Raw genomic sequence first — 23,394 nt, 5'->3', positions numbered from 1 at the left:
GTTTTTATGACCATAAAAGCGATATGGCCTAATTTTAGGTTTGCTTTTAATCAAGAAATCCAGATTGCTATTCGTAGCCCGATCCTACATTGGCTAAGTTGGATATTCCCATTACTGCTATTTATATTAGTAAGCGCTAACTTTTCTGAAGGAACCTTGTTAAATCTTCCAGTTTCAGTCGTTGATCATGACCATAGTCTATTGTCAAAAAAGTTAATTCGTCATTTAAATGCAGCGCCACATGCTGATATTAAAGCGATTGATGGCACACTTAATACTTCGTTATTACGTTTAGGCAGCGCTAAAGATTATGCTTTACTCTACATTCCTTATCATTTTGAAAAGGATGTTCTTACAGGTCGGCAACCGACAGTCAGAATGTATTATAATGCCTTATTTTATGCTTCTGGTAGTTATGCCATTCAAGATTTTAGAGGGGTAATCGCTTAACTGAATGCAAAATATCGTCCGATATTAGCCTCTTCAATGGGGCGTAATATACCTCCCCTAGCCAGAGTGACGCTATCTTATGATAGTTTGTTTAATCCTAGTGGAAACTATATCTATTATCAGCAATTTGCCGCTACCATCCATATGTTACAACTGTTTGTTATCACTTGTACTATCTATGTTATGTCGCGGGGAACGGCATTATTAACCCACAAAACATTTATCAGTGCGTTATTAGGCAAATTGGCGCCTTACACCCTTTTTTTTACCACCTTATTATTAATTGAAATTGCTGCACTCTCTTTTTTCTTCGACGCCAGGGTTGCCGGTAACCCATTTTACCTTTTTTTGGTAGGCTTTTTTTATGTAACGGCTGCTCAAAGTATCGGTATGCTGCTGTTTGTTTTTACCAAAAGTATTTTTACTGCTTATAGTTTGATCGGCATGTTAGTCAGTATTGCATTGGCTTTTTCCGGTTTTGCCATGCCAATAATGGCAACGGCTTGGCCCGCGCAGATCGTTGCAAATATTCAACCGCTTACCCATGCATTAAATGTGATGTTTGATATTCTTCTACGAGAAGTTTCTTTGCTACGTGTCATACAAGTCTGTTTAACATTGCTCCTTTATCCAGTTATTTGCGCTTTTTTGATTCGTAATCGCCTGTTAACAAGGCTAAGAGTGCAGGAGGCATTTTGATAAAGCAATATTTGATAACCTTTTATCGGGTATTACTTGGCATGTTGGCAAAGCCTATGTGGTTATTGTTGTTGGTTTCGTTATCAATTATGAGTTTGGTTTACATTCGGCCAGTATTGTGGGGTTTGCCGGTAGCGATTATTAATCAAGATCATAGCGCTGCTAGTCGCTTACTAATGGACCGATTAAATACAATACCGAAAATAAAATTACACAGTTATGATAATTTGGCCAGCGCCAGAGCTGATATGCGAGAACGAAAATTGTTTGCCATTATTCTTATTCCTATCGATTTTGAGAAAAGTTTACTAAATGGTAAAAATATTACCGTACCGGTTTATGGTGATGGTACTAATCGACTTGCTAGTGGACAAATACAGCAAGAAATTTCCTCCGCTTATCTTCAACTGTTAAACGAGTATAATATCCAACGGCTAAGAAATGCATGGTTCACTGATCAACAGGCTAGTACATTATTAACACCCATTAAAGGAATAACAGAACCTCTATTCAATCCAGGCCCGAGCTTCGCTGCAATTGTTTTTCCAGGTTTATTGGTCATGTTATTACAACACTCACTGTTAGTCGCTTGTGTGAAAGCCTATATTGACGTTCACAAAGTGGCAAACGGCAAAGTCTCTGCTGCTGTTTATCTAGGTGCATGGTCAGCATTGTTGCCCATTTGGTTATTTCTGTCGGCCATCTTTTTTGCGCTCTGGCCCTGGGTATTAGGTTACCGACAAGAAGCGCCACTTTATCAGCTTTTGATCGTCACCTTACCGTTTTTATTGGCGGTTTTGGGGTTAGGTAAGTTTGTTACCGAATTTTTACGTAGTGTCGAAATGATTCATCTGACACTGGCTTTTCTAACTACGCCGGTATTTTATATTTCAGGCGCTATTTGGCCATTACAAGCAATGCCGGATTGGGTAAGAATGGTGGCTTATTCTTTACCTTCAACATGGGCAATAAAAGCGATAGCAGGTATTAACCAACTTGATTTAAGTTTATCTGACGTGGGTATTGATATTGTGATGATGCTAATATTAGGCACAATTTATGCATTACTGGGCATATTGATCAATATGCTACGTAGTGGTGAACTGCGCCAGTTCAGCCACCATGTCCGTTGTTTATTGAGAAGAAAAAAACGTTCTTAATTTTTATGCTATAAGAGATAAACCGGCTGCACGTCGCCAATAACCGTTGCAATCTAAATCATTAGTTAATGTTAGTGGATACTCACCCTGTTGATTAGCTCTGAATTGTTCCAAAATGGTGAGTGAATCTAGATTTTCGGCAGAGATGCGGACAATATCGACTAATCCGCTCATTGAAGTTTGTTCATTGCCTAGATTATAACAGTAGCCACTTTGCGCCTGAATACCATTAAGGGTAAAGAGCAATTGATTTTCCTGGGAAAAAACTTTTCTGCCCTGGGGATATTTTTCACAACAAGTCTCACAATTATCTTTATGGCGATTTTCTGAGCGGGCAGTAAAACAGCGAGCTGATAGTGCCAGTGGTAAATGCCCATAGCCAAATACTTCGACTTCAAACTTGTGGCGAAATCCTAGCTGTTCACATTGATAAAGCAGATCTTGTAACCAATCACGAGAAAGTTCAATTGGTAAGCACCAGCGTATCATGCCTTGGCGATAGAGTAGTCGTAATGCATAAGCATTGTAGCAATTGAGCCCATAACCTGCCATAAAGGGTATTTTTTGCTCAATAAGCTGATTAACCACACCGAAATCGTGCGCTTCCACTAAAAATTCACCATTATCGACCAATTTAGCGATTTGTCTAAGTTCGGCCGCGTTTTGTAATAAAGACAAGCTAGAAATTACCACTTGTTTGCCATGCAAAGTGATTTCTTTTGCCAGTTCAAGCCAGTCAGCTACTTGCATTTGCCGACGCTTATTACAAACCGTTTCACCGAGATAAATAATATCGGCGCTACTATTAATCGCTTGTTGATAAAACTGAATTAATGTCTCTTTTGACCAATAATAAAGTACTGAACCTAAGGAATATTTCATTTTTTCGCCTTATCCTACTGCCATTTACGATGATAAGCACCTAAGGTGGTTTGTTGACCTTCGGAAAGATTTTCCAATACATTTATCCATTTTTGATTGGTGATGAATTTTTTAGGATCATTTTTGCAATGATCAATAGCTTGTCGCCAGATATGGGTCACATCGCCAACATAAGTTGGGCTGCGTTGGCGGCCTTCAATTTTGACAGCGGCAATATTTGCCAGCATCAGTTCTGGTAACAATTCCAGTGTATTTAGGCTGGTAGGCTCCTCTAATACATGATATTTTTTTCCATTGAGACAGTATCTTCCTTTACAAAGAGTTGGGTAACTCGCATTTTCATTATTCGAATAGCAATCGATTAAAATATCATTTAAACGTGACTCCATACCTTTATCGGTTTGTTGCCAACGTACAAATCGGGCAGGTGAACAAGCACCTACGGTATTTGGTGATTCTCCTGTCAGGTAAGACGAAAGATAACAGCGTCCTTCTGCCATGATACAAAGGCTGCCGAAAGCAAAAACTTCCAATGCGACAGGACTAGTTTGGGCTAACTGTCTGACTTGATGTAATGATAGAACACGAGGAAGAACAATTCGTTGGACGGCAAAATTACGCTGATAAAATTGAATCGCCGCAATATTTGTCACTGAAGCTTGAACAGAAACATGACGTTCAATATGGGGATATTTATTAGCAGCATATTCTAAGATAGCCAGATCAGCTAGGATCAAGGCATCAACACCGATTTCCGCAGCCATATCAACGGCGGATAGCCAGCGACTAAAACCGTTAGGGTGAGCAAAAGTATTGATAGCAACATGTAATTTGCAAGCATGATCATGAGCATATTTGACTGCTTCAACTAATTTTTTTTCGCTAAAATTTAAACCAGCAAAATGACGTGCATTAGTATCGTCTTTAAATCCAATATAGACTGCATCAGCGCCATTATCGACAGCTATTTTTAAAGCAGGTAGATTGCCTGCCGGACATAATTCCATAGGTGATCCTAGCGTATAGTTAGATGTCTATCGATTGTAGTCAAGGTGTAATATTGTTGTTTTGACTTAAACCAGATTACTTTCTTTTGTGAATTGATTTTGCTAGATGGAGCATAAAACTGAATGGTATTAATCGATTGTTGGTTAAATTTTGATGTGGGTTCAAAGATATTAATTAATAATTTGGCAGAATGGATAATTGTCATTAATGCTTAAAGATATATCATAAAAGTGTAAGAGGAATTTGGATCGTGTTAAAGAAAATTCGCCAGCAGCTTATCCAGCAAGGACCTAAATTGATGTGTTTACCTTTAAAAGTTACGCCTTTTATCTTAGAACGTCAAATTCTGGAGCAATTATTAAGCTGGCAATTTCAGCAGGCACTAAACGATGGTGAACTGGATTTTTTGCACAATAAATGGCTTAAAGTTGAGGTTATTGATGTGCAGCTTGTTTGGTATATTAGCCAGCAGGCAGGTAAGATCATCGTCAGTAAAGATCAACATGCAGATGTCAGTTTTTGCAGTGGAGCGAATGATTTAGTTTTAATTGCTGCGCGGAAAGAAGATCCTGATACCTTATTTTTCCAACGTCGCTTACGCATAGAAGGAGATACAGAGCTTGGTCTGTATGTAAAAAACCTGTTGGATGCCTTTGAATTAGAGACAATGCCAGCAATTTTACGCTTTGGTTTATTGCAATTAGCTGATTTGATTAAACTAGTACAAAATGAAAATATTGATTATAAAGAGCGTGCATTATCATGCTAATTCGTGTTGAAATTCCGGTTGATGCGCCAGGCATTGATCAATTATTACGTCAAACATTTCCCACCGGTGCTGAAGCTGATTTGGTACAAAAATTGCGTGAGGACGGTTTATTCGTATTGGGAATGGTGGCTACTGATGATAAAGGAAAAATTATTGGTTATATCGGCTTTACTTTAGTCGATGTCAACGGTGATAAGCAGTGTCAATGGGTCGGATTAGCGCCATTAGCCGTTGATAGCGCTTATCAGCAACAAGGTATTGGGGCAAAATTGGTTTATGACGGATTAGATAGTCTAAATGAATTTGGCTATAAAGCGGTAGTGGTGGTTGGCGATCCTAATTATTACCGTCGTTTTGGTTTTACGCTTGCTAAGCCGCATGGGCTTGTATGTAAATGGCCTGGAATGGAGGCCTATTTTCAAGTTTATGCGTTAGATAATGGTAAGTTAGCCGATTATGCAGGGCTAGTTAATTTTTCGTCTTATTTTGATGAGTGCTAATGGGGCAAGGTAACTAGCCAAATCTAAAGGCTGGTCTGCGACAAGTTGTTCTTTTTGTACTTTGGTTAATTGTTTTATTTGGTATTCTAGGGACAAGGCGTCTGAATGGCAGGCTAGCTGGCATTGGTATACTAACAAAAGAGGCGATTTTCCTCTTAACGCTTTAGCGCCTTTGCCTAAGTGATGTTGTTGCAGGCGGCGCGTAATATCTGTGGTGATGCCAGTATAAAGTGCATTTTGTCTATTTCTGATCAGGTAAATTGACCAAGGCTTTTTCGTCATATTGGATTGATTAAATTAGATTTTTAATTAAGTTAATAAAAAATTCTCTACTGATTTTGTCGTGATGATTTACCCTAATAAGGCGTATAAACGCTATTTTAACCAAGTTAAAACAATTATTTTTGTATGTTATTCATTTTTTTTGAAAGATAGCAACAAAAAAAACTAATCCAAAATTTTAAGTAGTGCCTATACTATGATCTATATCACAGGAATAACCAATAATATTTCTGAATGATAATAATCAATTAAGGAGTTTATGATGAAAAAATTACCCGCTGCTTTAATTTTGGTTTTAGGTACGTTGTCATTTGGTGCAATGGCAGATCAGGCAAAAGAAGTAATAGAAACCCCTGCTCAGCAGTCAATAGGAATTGTCTCAGTAGCTGCGGGAGAAACGCCTACTAGTGCCGTTCAGCAGTTAGCTGAAGAAGCCACCAAAAAAGGAGCAACTATTTATCGTGTTACCTTTTTAGCTTATACACAAAATAAAGTACAAGCTAATGCTAGAATCTATGGTAATAGCCAAACTACTGCGCCTGTCTATAGATAATTGGCAGTATAAATTATCGGATGATGATAGCAGCTTTAATTTTTGATAAAAACACGCTGAATAATTATTTTTTCAGCGTGTTTTTACTTAAGGAGAGATATTATCCACTATGTTTGCTGATCAATCATCAATGGCTATTATGCAACAATACCTTTCTCGTCAGCATGTTTTTTCACTATTCACCTCTTTTCAATCAGATAGTTGGCCGGCCATCTGTTTTTATACCTTCAAAGCTCAAACGATGTCATTATATTTTCTGACCGAAACGACTACTCGTCATGGTGAGTTAATGCTTAAAAACCCAATTTTAGCCGGAACTATTTGTTGTCAAAGCAAAACCATAGCCAACATTCAAGGGATACAATTTATTGGTAAAGTCCATTCGCTGACTGGCAAACAAGAACAGCACGCCAGGCAAAATTATAATCGGCGATTTCCGGTTGCTATGGCGGCCAGTATTCCTATCTGGCAATTATCTTTACAACAGATCAAAATGGTCAATAATAAGTTAGGTTTTGGCACTAAACTGATTTGGCATCGTGACACTTAACCTAATTTATGGATCACTTGATTATGACTACCTCGCCATAATAGATTGGGTTCATGAAGCGCTTGAATGAATTTACCATCGACTAATACATCAAGATAGTTAACGACGGCGCGTTGATTAGCGGTTAATTGGTCAAGGGTATAACCGGTCCAGAGCCAAATATCTTTATCTGGGCATTCAAATTTGATGCGTTTAACCAGTTGTAAAACTGCTGCTACATTTTGTGGATGCAGTGGGTCGCCGCCAGAGAGAGAAAGTCCTTGGCGAACGATCCTTTGATCTTGCAGATCAGTGATAATTTGATTTTCTATTGCTTGGGTAAACGGTTTACCTGAGTCAATTTTCCAGGTGCTTTTATTGTAACAACCTCTACATTGATGAAGGCAACCTGCGACAAATAACGTACAACGTGTTCCTGGGCCATTAACCACATCAACCGGGTAATATCGATGATAATTTATAATGTTATCCAAGTTGACCATTTTTTAAGTGTTTAACGCGTCGTTTAACTTCTTCTTGTTTACCGCTATTGAATGGTCTGGCATCGGGGCTACCAAGATAACCACAAACACGGCGAATAACCGAAACGCGGGTTGGATCATGATTATCGCAAGATGGGCAGACAAACCCTTTACTAGTACAGGCAAATTCACCGGTAAATCCACATTCATAGCACTCGTCAATCGGGGTATTGGTACCATAATAGGGAATATGATGATAGCTGTAATCCCAGACATCTTCTAATGCTTTTAAGTTATGTTGTAAGTTTGGATATTCACCGTAGCAGATAAAACCACCATTAGCTAACGCTGGGTAAGGTGCTTCAAAGTCAATTTTATCGTAAGGATTGACCTGTTTTTCGACATCCAGATGGAAACTATTAGTATAATATCCTTTATCAGTAACACCGTCGATTAAACCGAATTCAGCCATATCTTAGCGACAAAATCGGTCACATAAATTCTCACTGGGAGTACTATATAAGCTAAATCCATAGCCAGTTGCTGCTTTCCAGCGATCGGTTGCTGCCCGCAGATGTTTAATGATCTGATAGGCTTTTTGCCGCAGAGTTTCATCATCAAAAACATGTTTTTGCGTGCCATAAAGTGCATTGATTGTTTCATGCAGACCGATATAACCTAAAGAAATCGATGCACGACCACGTTTGAAGATTTCAGCAATATTGTCTTCCGCTTGTAAACGAACGCCACAGGCACCCTCCATATAGAGTATGGGTGCGACACGCGCTTTGACATTTTCCAGTCTGGCGATACGCGTCATCAGCGCTTTTTTGGTAATTGCCAATCTGCTATCTAGGATTTGATAAAATTGTTGTTCGTTACCTTTAGCCTCAATGGCTATCCGAGGCAAGTTAATACTGATCCCTCCGAGATTATTACGTCCTTCATGGATACTTGGCCTTGCTCTTCATAAACGCCTAAAAAACTGCGGCAACCCATCGGAGTTTTGAAGGAGCCAGTAACATTTACTACTTGATCATAGTTAAGAATATCTGGGTACATCCGTTTGCTGGCACATTCTAATGCTAGTTGCTTAATATCGTAGTTTGGATCACCATATTGGTGATTGATCCCCTTACGGATAGCAAAAACTAATTTTGGGAATACCGCGGTTTTACGATTTTTACCCAGTCCAGCTAAACGATTTTGTAAGATCGATTTTTGGATTAATCGCGACTCTTTTGAGGTTCCTAAGCCAAATCCAAAGGTAACAAAAGGTGTTTGACCATTTGCGGTGTGCAGTGTGTTGACTTCATATTCTAGTGATTGAAAAGCGTCATAACACTCTTTTTCTGTTCTGCTGTCAGCGTAGCCCAATTGGTCGGCAATTTGCCATTCTTTGGCAATTTTTAAGTGTTTTTTATAGCTCGCCTGGACAAAAGGAGCCAAGACTTCATCGATACGATTAATGGTTGTACCACCATAAATATGGCTGGCCACTTGAGCAATAATTTGTGCCGTGACGGCGGTGGCGGTTGAAATCGATTTTGGTGGCTCGATTTCAGCATTACCCATTTTAAAACCTTTGGTTAACATCCCTTGCAAATCGATAAGCATACAGTTAAACATTGGAAAAAAGGGTGAGTAATCAAGATCATGATAGTGAATTTCACCACGTTCGTGTGCCATAACGACATCACGCGGCAAAATATGTTGTTTAGCATAATGTTTGGCAACAATGCCGGCTAATAAATCGCGTTGAATTGGAATTACCTTGCTATCTTTATTTGCATTCTCATTGAGTAACGAAACATTGCTTTGCTCAATCAAGCCACGAATTTCGTGAGTGAGGCGACTACGTTGTTCTCTGGCAATATCCCGATCATGGCGATAGGCAATATAATTTCTGGCCAGATCTTAATAACGACCTGCCATCAGTTGATTTTCAACCGCATCTTGGATTTCATGAATATCAACGGTTTGACGGTTGCCTAATTGTTGTTCGACGACTGAGGCGACAACTGCACAATAATGATCATCGCATATCCCATTGGCAGTGGCTGCACGCATGACGGCTTGTTTGATCCGATTTTTATCAAAAACGACCTGACAGCCATCGCGTTTAATAACTACTGTTTTCACAATAGGCTCCTCTAATAGTTATCCACAATTAAATCACAATTAAATATGCAGCATTAATTTGTGGATAAATCTGTCTATAAATTCTATATATAGTGCTTTACTATATATTAAAGCACAATATATAGTGCCTGGTGTTTATTTAGCAGGACTTTTATTGATCTAAAACAAAGAAATTGGATGTTGTTTGTTTTTTGGCTAAATGTTAATAACAACGGAGAGGTTTAAGTGGTTAATTGTGGCAAAATCTTTATAGAAAAGGTTTCTATAAAGATTTAGTTAAGTAAATGGTTAAATCATTGGCGCTGACTAAGTTTTATTAACCATAATACCAAAGTGAGTGAAATTTATTAACGAATAGCTATCGCTTCAATTTCAATGCGAACATCTTTTGGTAAGCGAGCAACTTCGACGCAAGAACGAGCAGGATAAGGCGCATTATGTTTATTAAAAAAAGCTTCATAAGTGGCATTTACGCTCGCAAAATCATTCAGATCTTTAACAAAAACGGTAGTTTTAACAATATTAGCCACACTGAGACCCGCTTTTTCCACAATAGCTTGAATGTTTTCCAGTGACTGTGTTGTTTGAGCAGTAATGTCGTCAGCTATTTCACCGGTTTTCGGATCAAGCGGAATTTGGCCGGATGTAATAATCATGCTGCTAAGATCAACACCTTGCACATAAGGGCCGATAGCTGCTGGCGCGTTTTCAGTTTTGATTTCGTATGACATAAGTTATTCATTACCTTGTAGTCTAAAAGTTAATCATCAATTTACTAGCACCACTATCTTAGTGGTCTACATATATAGGGGTTATATAATAGCGCATTACATATTATTAATTACCGCATGTCGATCAAAGGTTTTTTCACAATATTTGCATGTCAGAATGACTTCATTATGCCGCTGTTTCACGTTAAAACTGCTCTTGACTGGCTCATTGTTACTAATGCAATTACTGTTAGGGCAGATCAAAACAGCATCAATTTGTTCAGGTAAGCTAATTGATAGCTTTTTTTCCACTTTATAGTCTTTAATACAGTTAACGGTGGCATAGGGAGCATACATTGCCAGTTCGTTGGCTTGTTCGGGTGTGAGAAAGGTATTTTCAATTTTGATCAGATCTTTTTTACCTAAGTGATTAGAAGGTAGATTTAAACCTATGGTAATACGCTGATCAGTTTGCGTTAATTTAAACAGCGAAAGTAATTTAAAACCCATTTGGGCAGGGATATGGTCGATAACAGTACCACAGCTAATTGCTTCCACTTGTAATTTGTGGTTATTTGCCATAATTGTATGCCTCAGAAATTAATGGTTTTGTTAAGTATCAACGCTAAAAGTGCTTGTCGTGCATAAATACCATTACCGGCTTGCTGAAAATAGTAAGCATGGGATGTTTTATCAACATCAGTAGTAATTTCATCAATACGTGGTAGAGGATGTAAAACTTTCATGCCAGATTTAGCAGCGGCTAATTCATGGCTGGTTAAAATAAATTGGGCTTTAACATTGGCATATTCGGAAGGATCTAAACGCTCTTTTTGTACTCGTGTTATATATAGAATGTCCAGTTTTGGCAACACCGCTTCTATGTTGTCATGTAAGCTATAAGTTATCCCTTTTTCTTCTAACAGATGTAGTATATGGGCCGGCATGGCTAAAGCTTCAGGTGCAATAAAATAGAAATGATTATTGTCAAATTTTGATAACGCTTGGGTTAATGAATGAACGGTTCGGCCATATTTCAGATCACCAACCATCGCAATATGTAAATTATTTAAGCTGCCTTGGCTCTCTTGAATGGTGAATAGATCAAGTAGTGTCTGTGTAGGATGTTGATTGGCACCATCACCCGCATTTATGACCGGGATTTTTCCTGCAAACTGAGCTGCTAAACGTGATGCACCTTCTTGTGGATGGCGGATAACAATGGCATCAACATATTGGCTAATAACCGATATGGTATCTGCCAGGGTTTCCCCTTTTTTACCTAACGAAGTATTATTGCTATCGGAAAAACCCACCACAGAAGCCCCTAAGCGGTGAATAGCGGTTTCAAAAGAGAGGCGGGTACGGGTGGAAGCTTCAAAGAAACAACTAGCGATCACTTTATGTTTTAGCAAATCCGGTTGGGGATGTTGTTTTAGTGACGTAGCAACCTCAAGTACAGCGAGTAGATCTTCACGTTTTAAATCATTAATCGAGATTATGTCTCGAAGATACAACGGATTAACCATCGTGTTGTTCCTCCTTTCTTTGTGCCATATCTAATTGTTATGCCAAAAAAAAGCCCCTCATTGAGGGGCTTGAATAAATAGGGTTAGTCGAGGATGAAATGCAATAACTAAATAGCCCATTGGCAGCAATGCGTATATTGATTCTTTTAAGCATTGGTTATGCATTTTTTCTCCCACAAAAATTTGGGCGCATTATACGCCGCTCTGTCAGTATAGCAAGTGATTGTGGAAAGAAAATTGATAAAATTTTTTTAAAATATAATGTATTGAATATAAATAAAATTTTTCGCAACCTAACAAAAAAATTTTTGCTAATCGTATTGAGGCCGATTTTGGCAAAATTAACTCTATAATGCTTAGCCATTAATAATTTGGTTGATGATCTGTTTTTGATTATTTACTAATCAATAAACAATTTTATTAATCAACCTTTTTTTGTTCATATTCATTCAAATAATTATAAATGCATAGTCATTCATTAAACATAACTTGGTAATTTTACTCATTTTTTTATATTTAATTTAGATTCAAAGCATGATCATAAAAAATCCAAATCAATCTGTGTATAAATTTCTTTGTTGTAATAGTAGCTCTCCTTCGTTGGCTATGGGAGAATGCAAAAGTTACTGTCATATTAATACAGAGGGAGCGCGACATGGTTAATAAAAAAGTACTAGGAGAACAGCAGGAAGATACCCGTTTGGATGTTGAAAATGTAGCGACGGATAGCAGTGATCCTAATGTGTTTTATGAAATAGAGCATTACCTTTCAGTTGAAGAGTTGGCGTCGTTTAAAAAAGCCTTATCAGAACAGCAAATTTCCACAGAAAATTTGTTACTAGATAAAAAAGCCGTCGCAGAGCAGCGAGCAGAAACGCATTCAATCATTGAAGAATTGTTGGAAGATGGTAGTGATCCGAACGCTCTGTATGAAATTGAACATCACTTTTCGTCCAAAGATTTTAAATTATTGGAAAAAGCGGCAATAGTGGCATTTAAATTAGGTTATGAAGTGCACGATGCTGAAGAGCTAGAAATTGAAGATGGTACGGTATTGATGTGTTGTGATGTCTATCGAGATAGTGCACTTGATGCAGAATTAATTAATAAACAAGTTGTGCAATTGATGATGTTAACGGAAAAAATTGGTATTAACTACGATGGTTGGGGTACCTTCTTTGAAGATCCTAATTATGATGATGCAGAAGAAAAGCCCGTTGAACCGAAAGCATTACATTAGAATCAAATTGTTAGAGTGGACAAGAATTATTAATCAGCTGATAATGCGGATTAAGCTGAGTAAGTAATGGTTAGAGTAAGTTTGTGAGTAAACAACACTGCTACATTAGGTAGTAGTGTTGTTACTTCTTCATAGTGAGCTAATAGTTGCTTTTTGATTAGTCAGTTTCTGTTTTGCTGCTAATTGAATTGCTAAGCGTTCACGCTCTTTTTCAACAACCGCAGCAGGTGCTCGGCCGACAAAACTATCATTAGCTAATTTGTTTTCAATCGCTGCTATCTCTTTGGCCAGTTTATCCAGCTCTTTATCTAGCCGTGCTAATTCGGCATCTTTATCGACTAAATCTGCCATTGGGATCAACACTTCCGCGCCATCTATCAGTTTAGTCACAGCAAGGGGGGTTGGTTGCAGTTCAGCCAAAATAGTAATTGAGCTAAGACGAGCCATCGCTTGAATAAAATTCAGATTTTCTGTCACACGTCGTTTTGTTGCAGGGTTAGCGCCGCGTAATAACAGATCTAATGACTTGGCGGGTGAAATATTCATTTCTGCCCGAATGTTTCGTATAGCGTTAATGAGCTCTTTGATCCATTCCAAATCATGGCGTGCGGCTTCATCAACCTTGTTGGCCTCAAAGATTGGAAAAGGTTGTAACATGATAGTGTCTTGTGAGATGCCCTTAACCACTTTCACCCGCTGCCAAATAGTCTCGGTAATAAATGGAATAATAGGATGCGCCAGCCGTAATAAGTTTTCCAGTATTTCAATCAAGGTATAACGTGTCGCACGAATTTCTGCCTCATTTCCCTTATGAATCGCGGGCTTAGACAGTTCTAAATACCAATCGCAAAATTGGTTCCAGGTAAATTCATACAAAATATTGGCAGCCATATCAAAGCGATAAGAATCTAGTGCTTCACGATACAGTTTTACCGTTTGGTTAAATTCTGCCATGATCCAGCGATCAGCCAGCGAAAAAATCATTTTTCCACCATGCTGACCACAATCTTGTCCTTCAGTATTCATCAAGACATAACGACTCGCATTCCACAGTTTATTACAGAAATTGCGATAACCAGTAAGGCGTTTCATATCCCAATTGATGTCTCGCCCGGTCGATGCTAATGCTGCCAGTGTAAAGCGTAAAGCGTCGGTACCATGTGCTTCAATACCATTCGGATATTCTTTACGCGTACGTTTAGCAATTTTTTTAGCTAATTGGGGCTGCATCATATTGCCAGTACGTTTCGTCACTAGATCTTCCAAGGAGATACCATCGATCATATCGAGCGGATCGATGACATTGCCTTTGGATTTTGACATTTTTTGCCCTTCTTCATCCCGGATCAGGCCTGTCATGTAGACGGTTTTAAAAGGAATTTGCCCTTGGCCATTTTCATCTTTGATGAAATACATCGTCAGCATGATCATGCGGGCTATCCAGAAAAAGATAATATCAAAGCCACTAACTAACACATCGGTGGGATGAAAAGTTTTTAACGCTTCACTATTTTCTGGCCAACCTAATGTTGAGAAGGTCCACAGACCGGAAGAGAACCAAGTATCTAATACATCTTCATCCTGATGTAGACTAATGTCAGCACTGAGATTGTTCGTTTGACGAACTTCATCTTCGTCATGACCGACATAGACATTACCGACTTCATCATACCAAGCGGGAATTCGATGCCCCCACCATAATTGGCGTGAAATACACCAATCTTGGATATCCTGCATCCAGGAAAAATACATATTCTCATACTGTTTAGGAACAAACTGAATACGGCCATCTTTTACCGCCGCAATGGCTTGTTCTGCTAATGGTAGAGTACGAACGTACCATTGATCAGTCAGCATAGGTTCAATAACAACGCCGCCACGATCGCCATAAGGAATAGTAAGTTGATGTGGCTTTATGGCAACTAATAATCCTAGTTTTTCTAATTCGCTTACCATTGCCTTACGAGCAGCAAAGCGCTCTATTCCTTGGTAGGATGCAGGGATTGTCGTTGTATAAATCGTGCTAGGGTTGCCAGCGCTGTCAAATACTTCAGCTTGTTGGCGGATATGTCCATTGAAATCGAAAATATTGATCATTGGCAACTGATGACGTTTACCCACTTCATAGTCGTTAAAATCGTGCGCTGGGGTGATCTTCACACAGCCGGTGCCTTTTTCCATATCGGCGTGTTCATCACCGACAATAGGAATACGACGATTAACCAAAGGTAGTAAAATTTGTTTGCCAATTAAATTCTTGTAGCGTGGATCGGCGGGATTAACTGCCACGCCCGTATCACCAAGCATGGTTTCTGGTCGAGTAGTAGCAACAACCAGGTAATCTTGGCCTTCCGCCGTTTTTACACCATCAGCCAGGGGATAACGTAAATGCCACATAAAACCGTTAACTTCTCGATTTTCAACTTCTAAATCAGAAATAGCGGTATGCAGTTTAGGATCCCAGTTGACTAATCGTTTGCCGCGATAAATAAGATCATCTTGATAGAGCCGAATAAATGCTTCTTTTACTGCTTTGGAGAGGCCTTCATCCATGGTAAAGCGTTCACGTTGCCAATCAACAGAATCACCCAGTCGTCGCATTTGCTGAGAAATATTACCGCCTGATTCTGCTTTCCATTGCCATATTTTTTCAATAAACGCTTCTCTGCCATAGTCATGACGAGTTTTATTCTCTTCCGCGGCAATTTTACGCTCAACAACCATCTGCGTGGCTATCCCCGCGTGATCTGTTCCACTTTGCCAAAGCGTGTTTTTTCCTTGCATGCGCTGGTAGCGAATTAAGGTATCCATGATTGTTTGTTGAAAAGCGTGCCCCATATGCAGGTTACCCGTGACATTTGGCGGTGGGATCACGATACAAAAACTCTGTTTGCTGTTATCACCATGCGGTGCAAAATAACCATTTTTTTCCCAGTGTGCATATAAAGGTTGTTCAATTGCCGCTGGCTGATAAGTTTTGTCGAGCGATGGCTCAGACTGAGTTTGATTTGCGGGTTTCTTTTCCATCTTGCGTCGTTATTTATTAAGTTGTTGGTGGTGCTGCCATGATCAAATTAAAACCCATACTGCGATAAGTTTTGTATCGTTCGCGCGCCAACTGTTTCAAATGTTCATCAATTGGTACAAAGTCTATCACTTCATGGAATGCTGTGGCAAAGTCTGCGAATGTTAATTGTAGATTTATCAATATATCTCTGGCTGAGCTACTGCGTTTTGTTGGCCAACAAAGCTCAACAGGCGCGCCATAGCGAGGGCCCTCACCTGCTAAATTATGCGGGACAAATTGATGAGGTTCTCTTTGCCAAAGTATTTCATCCAATTTTTCGGCTTGAATTTGATCTTCACAAGCAATTAAAACCCGTTTACCCATCCGCCAGTTTTCTGCTGCTAGCTGACAGGCTAACCATTCATGACTTTCAAGTTCTGCTTGTGAAGATAGCTGCTCTATCAAATAGAAAGTTGCTTTTTTCATCGCATTACGCTTATGAAAGGGTATTGTTTACAATACCCTATTATAAATTCACTGGTCAATTATTCGTCACAGTTTATATAAGCACGATTTAACAAAAATTGAGCAAGTAATGCCACAGGACGGCCTGTTGCTCCTTTTGTTTTTCCTGATTGCCAAGCTGTTCCTGCAATATCTAAATGTGCCCAGTGATATTTAGTGGCAAAACGTTCTAGGAAGCAACCAGCGGTAATTGCACCACCCGCGCGTCCTCCTATATTGGCAAGATCAGCAAAGTTTGAATCTAACTGCTCATAAAACTCTTCAGCCAGAGGTAGACGCCATGCTTTATCGCCCGCTTGCTTAGCAGCATTAAGTAATTCATGGGCTAAAGGATTATGATTTGACATTAATCCACTATAGTGATTACCAAGGGCAATGATACAGGCTCCGGTTAAAGTTGCAACATCAATTACCACATCAGGATCAAAACGTTCTATATAAGTTAGTGTGTCACAAAGCACTAGTCTTCCTTCTGCATCCGTATTGAGGACTTCCACTGTCTGGCCCGACATGGTAGTTAAAATATCACCAGGCCGATACGCTTTACCGCTCGGCATATTTTCACAGCCAGCCAATACTGCAATGACGTTAATCGGTAATTTTAGTTCAGCAACAAAGCGCATAACGCCATAAACAGTAGCGGCTCCACACATATCATATTTCATTTCATCCATGCCATCGGATGGCTTAATAGAAATCCCGCCAGAGTCAAAAGTTAATCCTTTACCGACCAACACAATCGGTTTAGCCGTTGGATCGTTACTTCCTTTATATTCCATAACTGACATTAGCGATTCATTTTGTGAGCCTTGCCCGACAGCTAAATAGGCATTCATCGCCAGCTCTTTCATCTGTTCTTCGCCGATCACTTTGGTGGTAAGATTTTGATAATTGTCGGCCAACTGACGTGCTTGTGAAGCTAGATAGGCCGCGTTGCAAATATTGGGCGGCATATTAGCTAGATCTTTTGCTGACTTAATACCTATAGAGACAGCAAGGCCGTGCGAAATAGCGCGCTCGCCATTGGCTAAATCACGGCGTGTTGGGACATTAAAGACGATTTTACGTAAGGGACGGCGTGGCTCGCACTTATTACTTTTGAGTTGGTTAAATACATATAACGTTTCTTTAGCAGTTTCGACTGCTTGGCGAACTTTCCAATAATTATTGCGGCTTTTTACATGCAACTCAGTTAGAAAGCAGACGGCTTCCATTGAGCCGGTTTCATTTAAGGTATTAATTGTTTTTTGGATAATCTGTTTATATTGACGCTCATCGAGTTCACGTTCTTTACCGCATCCAACTAACAGAATACGTTCAGATAATATATTAGGAACATGGTGAAGTAATAGCGTTTGGCCGACTTTACCTTCCAGTTCTCCGCGGCGTAGTAAGGCACTGATATAGCCGTCACTGATAGTATCCAGTTGTTCGGCTATAGGGGATAAGCGGCGAGGTTCAAATACGCCAACAATAATACAGGCGCTACGTTGTTTCTCTGGGCTACCGCTTTTTACACTAAACTCCATGCATTCTCCTGAATTTTAAAGACAAAGATTGATACTATCGCTAAAATTAACGAACAGTATAAATTTACCTTATGAAATAGCTGCTTTATGTTAAACTAACCCAATGGTTTACCGATAGTAATAGATTACGACTAAGCATATTCTGTTGGTTGATCCAATAGTTAATGCTACATTTATCATCATGATACATTGTAACCATTAAGAAAACCAAAATATTGTACTTAACTGTAACTATACGATGAAGTTAGCTATTTTGCTGCAAAAAACAAGTTTTCCACAGGTGTAATTAGTGTGATTATAATTCGATATTTAGTTAAGGAAACGCTGAAAAGTCAAGTTGCAATACTTTTTATCCTGATTTTAATTTTTTTTAGTCAAAAAACAATCAATATATTAAGTTCAGCGGTTCAGGGAAATATTCCTTCCGATTTAGTTTTTCCTCTGCTGGGGCTTGGTATCCCTGAAATGGCACAATTGATTTTGCCATTAAGTCTGTTTCTTGGACTGTTAATGACTTACAGTAAACTCTATATCGATAGTGAAATTACTGTTATGCATGCCTGTGGCTTAGGTAAAAAGGTATTAGTGATAGCGGCTTTAATTCTGGCATTATTTACCGCTTTCATTGCGGCAGTCAATGTAGCATGGATGTTACCCTGGTCGGCAAAATATCAAGAACAAGCATTAGCCGATGCGCAAGCCAATCCTAGTTTAGCTCATATGGTTGAGGGACGATTTAAAACCACCAAGGATCAAAATATTGTTCTGTATATTAGTAATGTAAAAGGTAAGAATTTTACTGATGTCTTTATGGCACAATTACGCCCGGCTAATAACCAGCGCCCTTCGGTGGTCATTGCAGAAACTGGACGTATCCGAGAGGATCAAAACGGTAATCAAATTGTGGTATTAGATAAAGGAACTCGCTATGAAGGTACTGCGTTATTACGCGATTTCCGCATAACAGATTTTAAAGATTATGAAGCGGTGATCGATCATAAAGAAACGGCAGTGACAGGCGATAAAATCGAGCAAAAGGATATGTTGCAATTGTGGCATGCCACAGATGCTGAATCAAAAGCGGAATTTCATTGGCGTTTAACATTGGTGGTAGCGGTACTAATTATGGCTTTGATGGTTGTGCCATTAAGTGAAGTTAACCCCAGACAGGGACGAGTGTTAAGTATGTTACCGGCTATGTTGCTTTATTTAATTTTCTTTTTATTACAAAGTACGTTGCACTCTAATGCAGAAAAAGGTGAAATTGATCCCAAGATAACCATGTGGTTAGTGAATGCGGCTTTTCTGCTATTAGCGCTCATATTAAATATTTGGGATACCGTTATGATGCGTCGACTACGTGCTAAGTTCTCCAAAGGAGGCGCCTGATGTTTGGTGTATTAGATAAATATATTGGGCGTACTATTCTCTCCTCGATCCTAATGACTCTTTTTATGTTGGTGTCATTATCGGGCATTATTAAATTTGTTGAGCAATTGAGAAAAGTCGGTGATGGCGACTTTACCACTTGGAGTGCTGGGATTTTTACTTTATTAACCGTTCCCAGAGATATTGAAGTTTTTTTTCCGATGGCGGCGCTGTTAGGCGCATTACTTGGTTTAGGAACTCTGGCAACCCGTAGTGAATTGGTGGTGATGCAGGCGGCTGGTTTTTCTCGCCTACAGGTTGCGATGTCAGTGATGAAGACCGCGATCCCTTTAGTGATCCTAACGATGGTGATTGGTGAATGGGTTGCACCTGCGGCAGAGCAGTGGGCGCGTAACTATCGGGCGGAAAAAATTGTCGGTCGCTCGTTAATGGTGACAGATAGTGGTTTATGGGCTAAAGATGGTAATAATTTTATTCATATTCAGCGTGTTATCGATAAAAATGAAATAAAAGAAATCTCCATCTACCAATTTGATGCACAGAAGAAACTGCAAGCGGTTATTTTTGCTGCTTCAGGTCGCTATAATTCTGATACTCACCAGTGGCATTTGTCACAAGTAGATAAATCTTTGATTAATAATGAAAAAGAAATTACTGGCTCACAAAGTTTATTGATGGATTGGAAAACCAATCTAAGCCCAGAAAAATTAGGTGTGGTTTCTCTGGAGCCAGATTCGTTAGCAATAAGAGGACTATATAAATACGTTAAATATCTTAAGGAGAGCGGGCAAGAAGCGTCAGTCTATCAATTAAATATGTGGAAGAAAATTCTGTCACCGCTTTCGGTAGCGGTCATGATGTTAATGGCACTATCATTTATTTTTGGACCGTTACGAAGAGTTGCAATGGGGGGAAGGGTATTGATCGGTATCTCAGGGGGATTTGTTTTTTATCTGCTCAATGAGGGTTTTGGTAGCCTAAGTTTAGTTTATGGTGTTCCGCCACTGATAGCAGCAATGTTACCCAGTGTACTATTCCTTGGATTTAGCATTTTATTATTAATGCGGCGGCAATGATGAGCTTTAGCATTATGGTTAGGTATATTATCAATCCGTTACCATGTTGATAAAAATTTATTTCCTCTTGTTCGGCTTAGCCCTGATCAGGACTTTCTAGCAATTTTTTAACCAGATTTACTGCAAAATCTTGTTTAGTTGGCTGGAAAGGGTCGTTATTGTGATTGATAGTGAGTGCGGCGGTTAAATCATTGACACCTTGGGTTAACCGACTAAATTTACTGCCTTTTTTGCGTGAAATCACAGCAAAGATACCAATACGTTGTTGTGGGATCATGGTCATATAGGTATTAAAACCGCCACCGCCACCGGTTTTTTGATAAATGCCAGGAATGCCATCTCGTGGATTCATATAAACCCATCCAAGGCCAATACCATCGGCATGGCCAGCAACGTCCATCCCTTTAATGTCGGTAAGCATATCGCGAGCAAAATAGATCGCTTGTTCACGTTGAGCGGTTTGTTTACTAACCTGGCTATGGGTTGACAGAAATTGTTGCATCCATCTTTGCATATCAGCTGGTGTTGAATAAACACCACCACTGCCAGCGGCAGCTAACGTACTAATACATGGACTGGATTTATAACCAACCATTAGGCGAGAACATTGATGGCTAGTTGGTGTAAAAGTTGTATCGTACATTGCGGTTGGTAAGGTGATTTTTTCGGCAAAAAGTTGTTTATAAGATTTTCCTGCCGCTTTTGCCAAGGCATCTGCTAGTAGATCATAAGCCAGATTAGAATAGGCGGCTTTGGTTCCTGGCAAACACTTAATTTTTGCCTTCTTCAACCATGCCCAACGATTTGTTTGGGTTGGCCAAACAAATACTGGCCGGCCGATTTTACCGCCAGGTTGTTCCCTTGGTAAACCGCTGGTATGACTAGCCAGATGATATAAGCGAATTGGCTGTTTGCCATTATAAGTAGGAATATACGTACCGTGATAGCTATAGTCTTGTAGTGGATCAGTAATTCGTAATTTTTTATCCGCTTCTAGTTTGATCATTACTTCACTGGTCATCAATTTTGTTAATGAAGCAATGCGGATCAGTGACTCAGGACCAGGGGTTTTTCGGCTGCCTGGTGCAGTTTCACCATAGTAACGGGTTATGATCTGATCATTATCGATAACAACGATTGCCATCCCTTGGGGATTTGTTTCAGTAAAAATCTGGCTAGCAAAACGATCTACCAAATCAGTCGTTTTTTCTGTAGCGGGTTGATGACGATTAAGAATTTCCAGCGTTGTGGGTGAAGATGATGCAGTTTTGGTTGAGGTAAGTTTTGTTTCTGCTGTTGATGACGAGCAGCCAGTAAGTGATAAAAATAGAGTAAAGGCTGAAAAGAATTTTAGGCAAAATAGTTGCATTCTTAATAAACCAATATGAATAAATTTTTATAAACAATCGCCTGATAAATGTTCAATTTTTCATGAAAGCCTTCATCAGACACCTGAATAAAAATCAATTATGTTATCGATGCTATACGTTTTAAATAATATAACACTCTAATTATAGAGAAATTATGAATATAAGCTACAAAACTATTCTCTGATGTTCTATTGCTAGCATAATAGTCTGGAAAAATTGGTTGGATAAAAGAGTAGTCATAAAAAACTACTCTTTATTATTGAAATGAGGGTAGAGCAGAGATTAACGTAAAAAGCTTTTGGCGCTATCTTGCATAGCATTGATGGTACTGCTTAGAATTTTAACGAAGTTATCATAGTTCGCATTGGCCGTATTGTAACGTTGTGACATCTCATCTAACATGGCTTGATAATCTTTTTTAGTAGTATCAATTGCAGTGTTGATCAGATTGAAACGTGCCTGGGAGATCTCAAGATTATCTGTGGCTGGTAGTTGCAAATTTTCCACTACTTGAATAACACGCGCTAATGGTTTGGGATCAATTTTGATTTTAATTATAATACCTTGCGTTAAACTTTCCGCATTGATTTGAGCTAAATCTGGCGCTTTCATTAAGGTGCCGGTAACTTTTTGTTCAAAAGATTGGCGATAGCTTTTCATCAGTGCCAATGCTTGTGTTTCGGTGTAATGCACACCGCTATTATCGCCAACTTTTTGATAATCACCTTCCGCCAGTTTGATAAATTTAATTTCTTGTTGATAAATGATCCCATCCGGTTCTTGCGATAATTTAGCGTGTAATTGTCGTAAATCCTTCAGCATTTTCTGTTGTTTAAGAGTAATAAAGTTATCTTTTGAGCTTTCACTGACGTAATTACTAACATCAGAAAGTAAGCCACTAATCTCCTGAAATTTTTCCATACTATTTTTAAATATATCGCGATAACAGTGCAGATAACTCTTATTGGCATCTCTAATAGTTTGTTGAATATCATTAAACACCACTATTAATGAGTTATAATTATTTTCTGCTAAAGTTTGCTGTTGTTGTGTGAATTGTTGTGCTGTAGGTAATGATGCGTTACGTGACTGATAATAACTTTTGGCAACCGGGGGAGGATTTTTATCCGATAATAGTCGAGCAAGGTTCGTTTGGCCATTATCTCTTAGAGCCTTACCTTTTTCTACTAATGCTTCACCTTTTTTTATTAGTGCTGGATCTTTATTTATTTTTCCATTTATTATATTTTGCGTTCCATTTTCTATCTCTCTATTGCCATTTTTTATATCGTTTAGCACATCATCTACGGCAGAAAGATATGCATTTTTTTTATTTTGCAATGTATTAGATGGATTGTTAGCAGTAAAATCAAGATCATATTCTATTGTCTCAGACAATAAAGTAGTTAATGCTGGTGGTAACATAGATGGAATATTATTTAATGCATTATTATTTAATGAAGTATTAGCATTGATAACTGTATGCGTAGCATTATTGTGCTTTATCTCTGTAGAAAATGCGGCAGTTTGTGGTGTTGAATTTGTTGAAATTATCATAAAAAT

General features: G+C 38.9%; 20 protein-coding genes and 2 pseudogenes. 9 read left to right on the top strand and 13 right to left on the bottom strand.

Annotated elements, in window-relative coordinates; all coding sequences use genetic code 11:
• Positions 1-6 precede the first annotated feature (6 nt).
• Positions 7-1,149: pseudogene (locus tag H1X92_RS01155) on the top strand (ABC transporter permease).
• Positions 1,149-2,309 carry an ABC transporter permease gene (locus H1X92_RS01150; RefSeq protein WP_180558594.1) on the top strand — a complete coding sequence of 387 codons (1,161 nt, stop codon included), beginning with the start codon at positions 1,149-1,151 and terminating at the stop codon, positions 2,307-2,309. The pseudogene H1X92_RS01155 and the gene H1X92_RS01150 overlap by 1 nt, the downstream one beginning before the upstream one ends.
• 3 nt (positions 2,310-2,312) lie before the next feature.
• On the opposite strand, the gene H1X92_RS01145 is transcribed toward H1X92_RS01150, so the two are convergent.
• Both H1X92_RS01145 and ubiU read right to left on the bottom strand, forming a co-directional pair.
• Entirely contained in the window at positions 2,313-3,191 is an 879-nt protein-coding gene (locus H1X92_RS01145; RefSeq protein ID WP_180558492.1) for a U32 family peptidase, read from the bottom strand.
• 14 nt (positions 3,192-3,205) lie between these two features.
• Entirely contained in the window at positions 3,206-4,198 is a 993-nt protein-coding gene (gene ubiU, locus H1X92_RS01140; protein WP_180558491.1) for a ubiquinone anaerobic biosynthesis protein UbiU, read from the bottom strand.
• A 251-nt stretch (positions 4,199-4,449) separates the two neighbouring features.
• Here ubiU and ubiT point away from each other — a divergent pair, with 251 nt between their 5' ends.
• Together ubiT and H1X92_RS01130 are read left to right on the top strand one after the other, a co-directional pair.
• The gene (gene ubiT, locus H1X92_RS01135) at positions 4,450-4,968 is read left to right on the top strand and encodes a ubiquinone anaerobic biosynthesis accessory factor UbiT (RefSeq protein ID WP_180558490.1); all 519 of its coding nucleotides are present in this window, start codon (positions 4,450-4,452) and stop codon (positions 4,966-4,968) included.
• On the top strand, positions 4,962-5,468 hold the full coding sequence (locus H1X92_RS01130) for a GNAT family N-acetyltransferase (protein WP_180558489.1): 507 nt from the start codon (positions 4,962-4,964) through the stop codon (positions 5,466-5,468). The genes ubiT and H1X92_RS01130 overlap by 7 nt, the downstream gene beginning before the upstream one ends.
• Here the strand turns inward: H1X92_RS01130 and H1X92_RS01125 are convergent.
• Positions 5,433-5,750, bottom strand: a complete 318-nt coding sequence (locus H1X92_RS01125; RefSeq protein ID WP_180558488.1) for a GIY-YIG nuclease family protein — start codon at positions 5,748-5,750, stop codon at positions 5,433-5,435. The two genes, H1X92_RS01130 and H1X92_RS01125, sit on opposite strands and share 36 nt — an antisense overlap.
• Positions 5,751-6,009: 259 nt before the next feature.
• Here H1X92_RS01125 and H1X92_RS01120 point away from each other — a divergent pair, with 259 nt between their 5' ends.
• On the top strand, positions 6,010-6,303 hold the full coding sequence (locus H1X92_RS01120) for a YdgH/BhsA/McbA-like domain containing protein (RefSeq protein ID WP_180558487.1): 294 nt from the start codon (positions 6,010-6,012) through the stop codon (positions 6,301-6,303).
• Positions 6,304-6,412: 109 nt separating this feature from the next.
• Positions 6,413-6,853, top strand: coding sequence for a YhbP family protein (locus H1X92_RS01115; RefSeq protein ID WP_180558486.1), 441 nt, complete (start codon positions 6,413-6,415; stop codon positions 6,851-6,853).
• Here the strand turns inward: H1X92_RS01115 and nrdG are convergent.
• The 5 genes and pseudogenes from nrdG to pyrB form a co-directional block, all read right to left on the bottom strand.
• A complete protein-coding gene (gene nrdG / locus H1X92_RS01110; RefSeq protein WP_180558593.1) occupies positions 6,850-7,314 on the bottom strand; it encodes an anaerobic ribonucleoside-triphosphate reductase-activating protein in 465 nt (154 codons plus the stop codon). The two genes, H1X92_RS01115 and nrdG, sit on opposite strands and share 4 nt — an antisense overlap.
• A gap of 4 nt (positions 7,315-7,318) precedes the next feature.
• A pseudogene (gene nrdD, locus H1X92_RS01105) lies at positions 7,319-9,456 on the bottom strand (anaerobic ribonucleoside-triphosphate reductase).
• A gap of 347 nt (positions 9,457-9,803) precedes the next feature.
• Positions 9,804-10,187, bottom strand: coding sequence for a RidA family protein (locus H1X92_RS01100; RefSeq protein WP_180558485.1), 384 nt, complete (start codon positions 10,185-10,187; stop codon positions 9,804-9,806).
• Positions 10,188-10,283: 96 nt separating this feature from the next.
• Positions 10,284-10,748 (bottom strand): aspartate carbamoyltransferase regulatory subunit, encoded by a 465-nt coding sequence (pyrI, locus tag H1X92_RS01095; protein WP_180558484.1) that lies wholly within the window; start codon positions 10,746-10,748, stop codon positions 10,284-10,286.
• Between the two features lie 11 nt (positions 10,749-10,759).
• A complete protein-coding gene (gene pyrB / locus H1X92_RS01090; RefSeq protein ID WP_180558483.1) occupies positions 10,760-11,695 on the bottom strand; it encodes an aspartate carbamoyltransferase in 936 nt (311 codons plus the stop codon).
• Positions 11,696-12,527: 832 nt separating this feature from the next.
• Between pyrB and rraB the strand changes: the two genes are divergently transcribed.
• On the top strand, positions 12,528-12,935 hold the full coding sequence (gene rraB, locus H1X92_RS01085; protein WP_225507440.1) for a ribonuclease E inhibitor RraB: 408 nt from the start codon (positions 12,528-12,530) through the stop codon (positions 12,933-12,935).
• Positions 12,936-13,064: 129 nt separating this feature from the next.
• Here rraB and H1X92_RS01080 read toward each other — a convergent pair whose 3' ends face one another.
• Genes H1X92_RS01080 through pepA form a run of 3 tightly spaced genes read right to left on the bottom strand, consistent with a single transcriptional unit; the run spans position 13,065 to position 17,996 of the window.
• Positions 13,065-15,962, bottom strand: a complete 2,898-nt coding sequence (locus tag H1X92_RS01080; RefSeq protein WP_180558481.1) for a valine--tRNA ligase — start codon at positions 15,960-15,962, stop codon at positions 13,065-13,067.
• Positions 15,963-15,978: 16 nt separating this feature from the next.
• Positions 15,979-16,428, bottom strand: coding sequence for a DNA polymerase III subunit chi (locus H1X92_RS01075; RefSeq protein ID WP_180558480.1), 450 nt, complete (start codon positions 16,426-16,428; stop codon positions 15,979-15,981).
• Between the two features lie 59 nt (positions 16,429-16,487).
• On the bottom strand, positions 16,488-17,996 hold the full coding sequence (pepA, locus tag H1X92_RS01070) for a leucyl aminopeptidase (RefSeq protein ID WP_180558479.1): 1,509 nt from the start codon (positions 17,994-17,996) through the stop codon (positions 16,488-16,490).
• Positions 17,997-18,287: 291 nt separating this feature from the next.
• On the opposite strand from pepA, the gene lptF reads away from it, so the two are divergent.
• Entirely contained in the window at positions 18,288-19,385 is a 1,098-nt protein-coding gene (lptF, locus tag H1X92_RS01065) for an LPS export ABC transporter permease LptF (protein WP_180558478.1), read from the top strand.
• Entirely contained in the window at positions 19,385-20,461 is a 1,077-nt protein-coding gene (gene lptG / locus H1X92_RS01060) for an LPS export ABC transporter permease LptG (protein WP_180558477.1), read from the top strand. The genes lptF and lptG overlap by 1 nt, the downstream gene beginning before the upstream one ends.
• Before the next feature lie 76 nt (positions 20,462-20,537).
• Here the strand turns inward: lptG and ampH are convergent, their stop codons facing one another.
• Together ampH and H1X92_RS01050 are read right to left on the bottom strand one after the other, a co-directional pair.
• Positions 20,538-21,830, bottom strand: a complete 1,293-nt coding sequence (gene ampH / locus H1X92_RS01055; RefSeq protein ID WP_180558476.1) for a D-alanyl-D-alanine-carboxypeptidase/endopeptidase AmpH — start codon at positions 21,828-21,830, stop codon at positions 20,538-20,540.
• Positions 21,831-22,113: 283 nt separating this feature from the next.
• A complete protein-coding gene (locus tag H1X92_RS01050) occupies positions 22,114-23,388 on the bottom strand; it encodes an IpaD/SipD/SspD family type III secretion system needle tip protein (protein ID WP_180558475.1) in 1,275 nt (424 codons plus the stop codon).
• Positions 23,389-23,394 lie beyond the last annotated feature (6 nt).

It is taken from the genome of Arsenophonus endosymbiont of Apis mellifera, from assembly GCF_903968575.1.
Taxonomy (GTDB): domain Bacteria; phylum Pseudomonadota; class Gammaproteobacteria; order Enterobacterales; family Enterobacteriaceae; genus Arsenophonus; species Arsenophonus apicola.
This window is presented reverse-complemented; position numbering and strand designations above follow the sequence as displayed.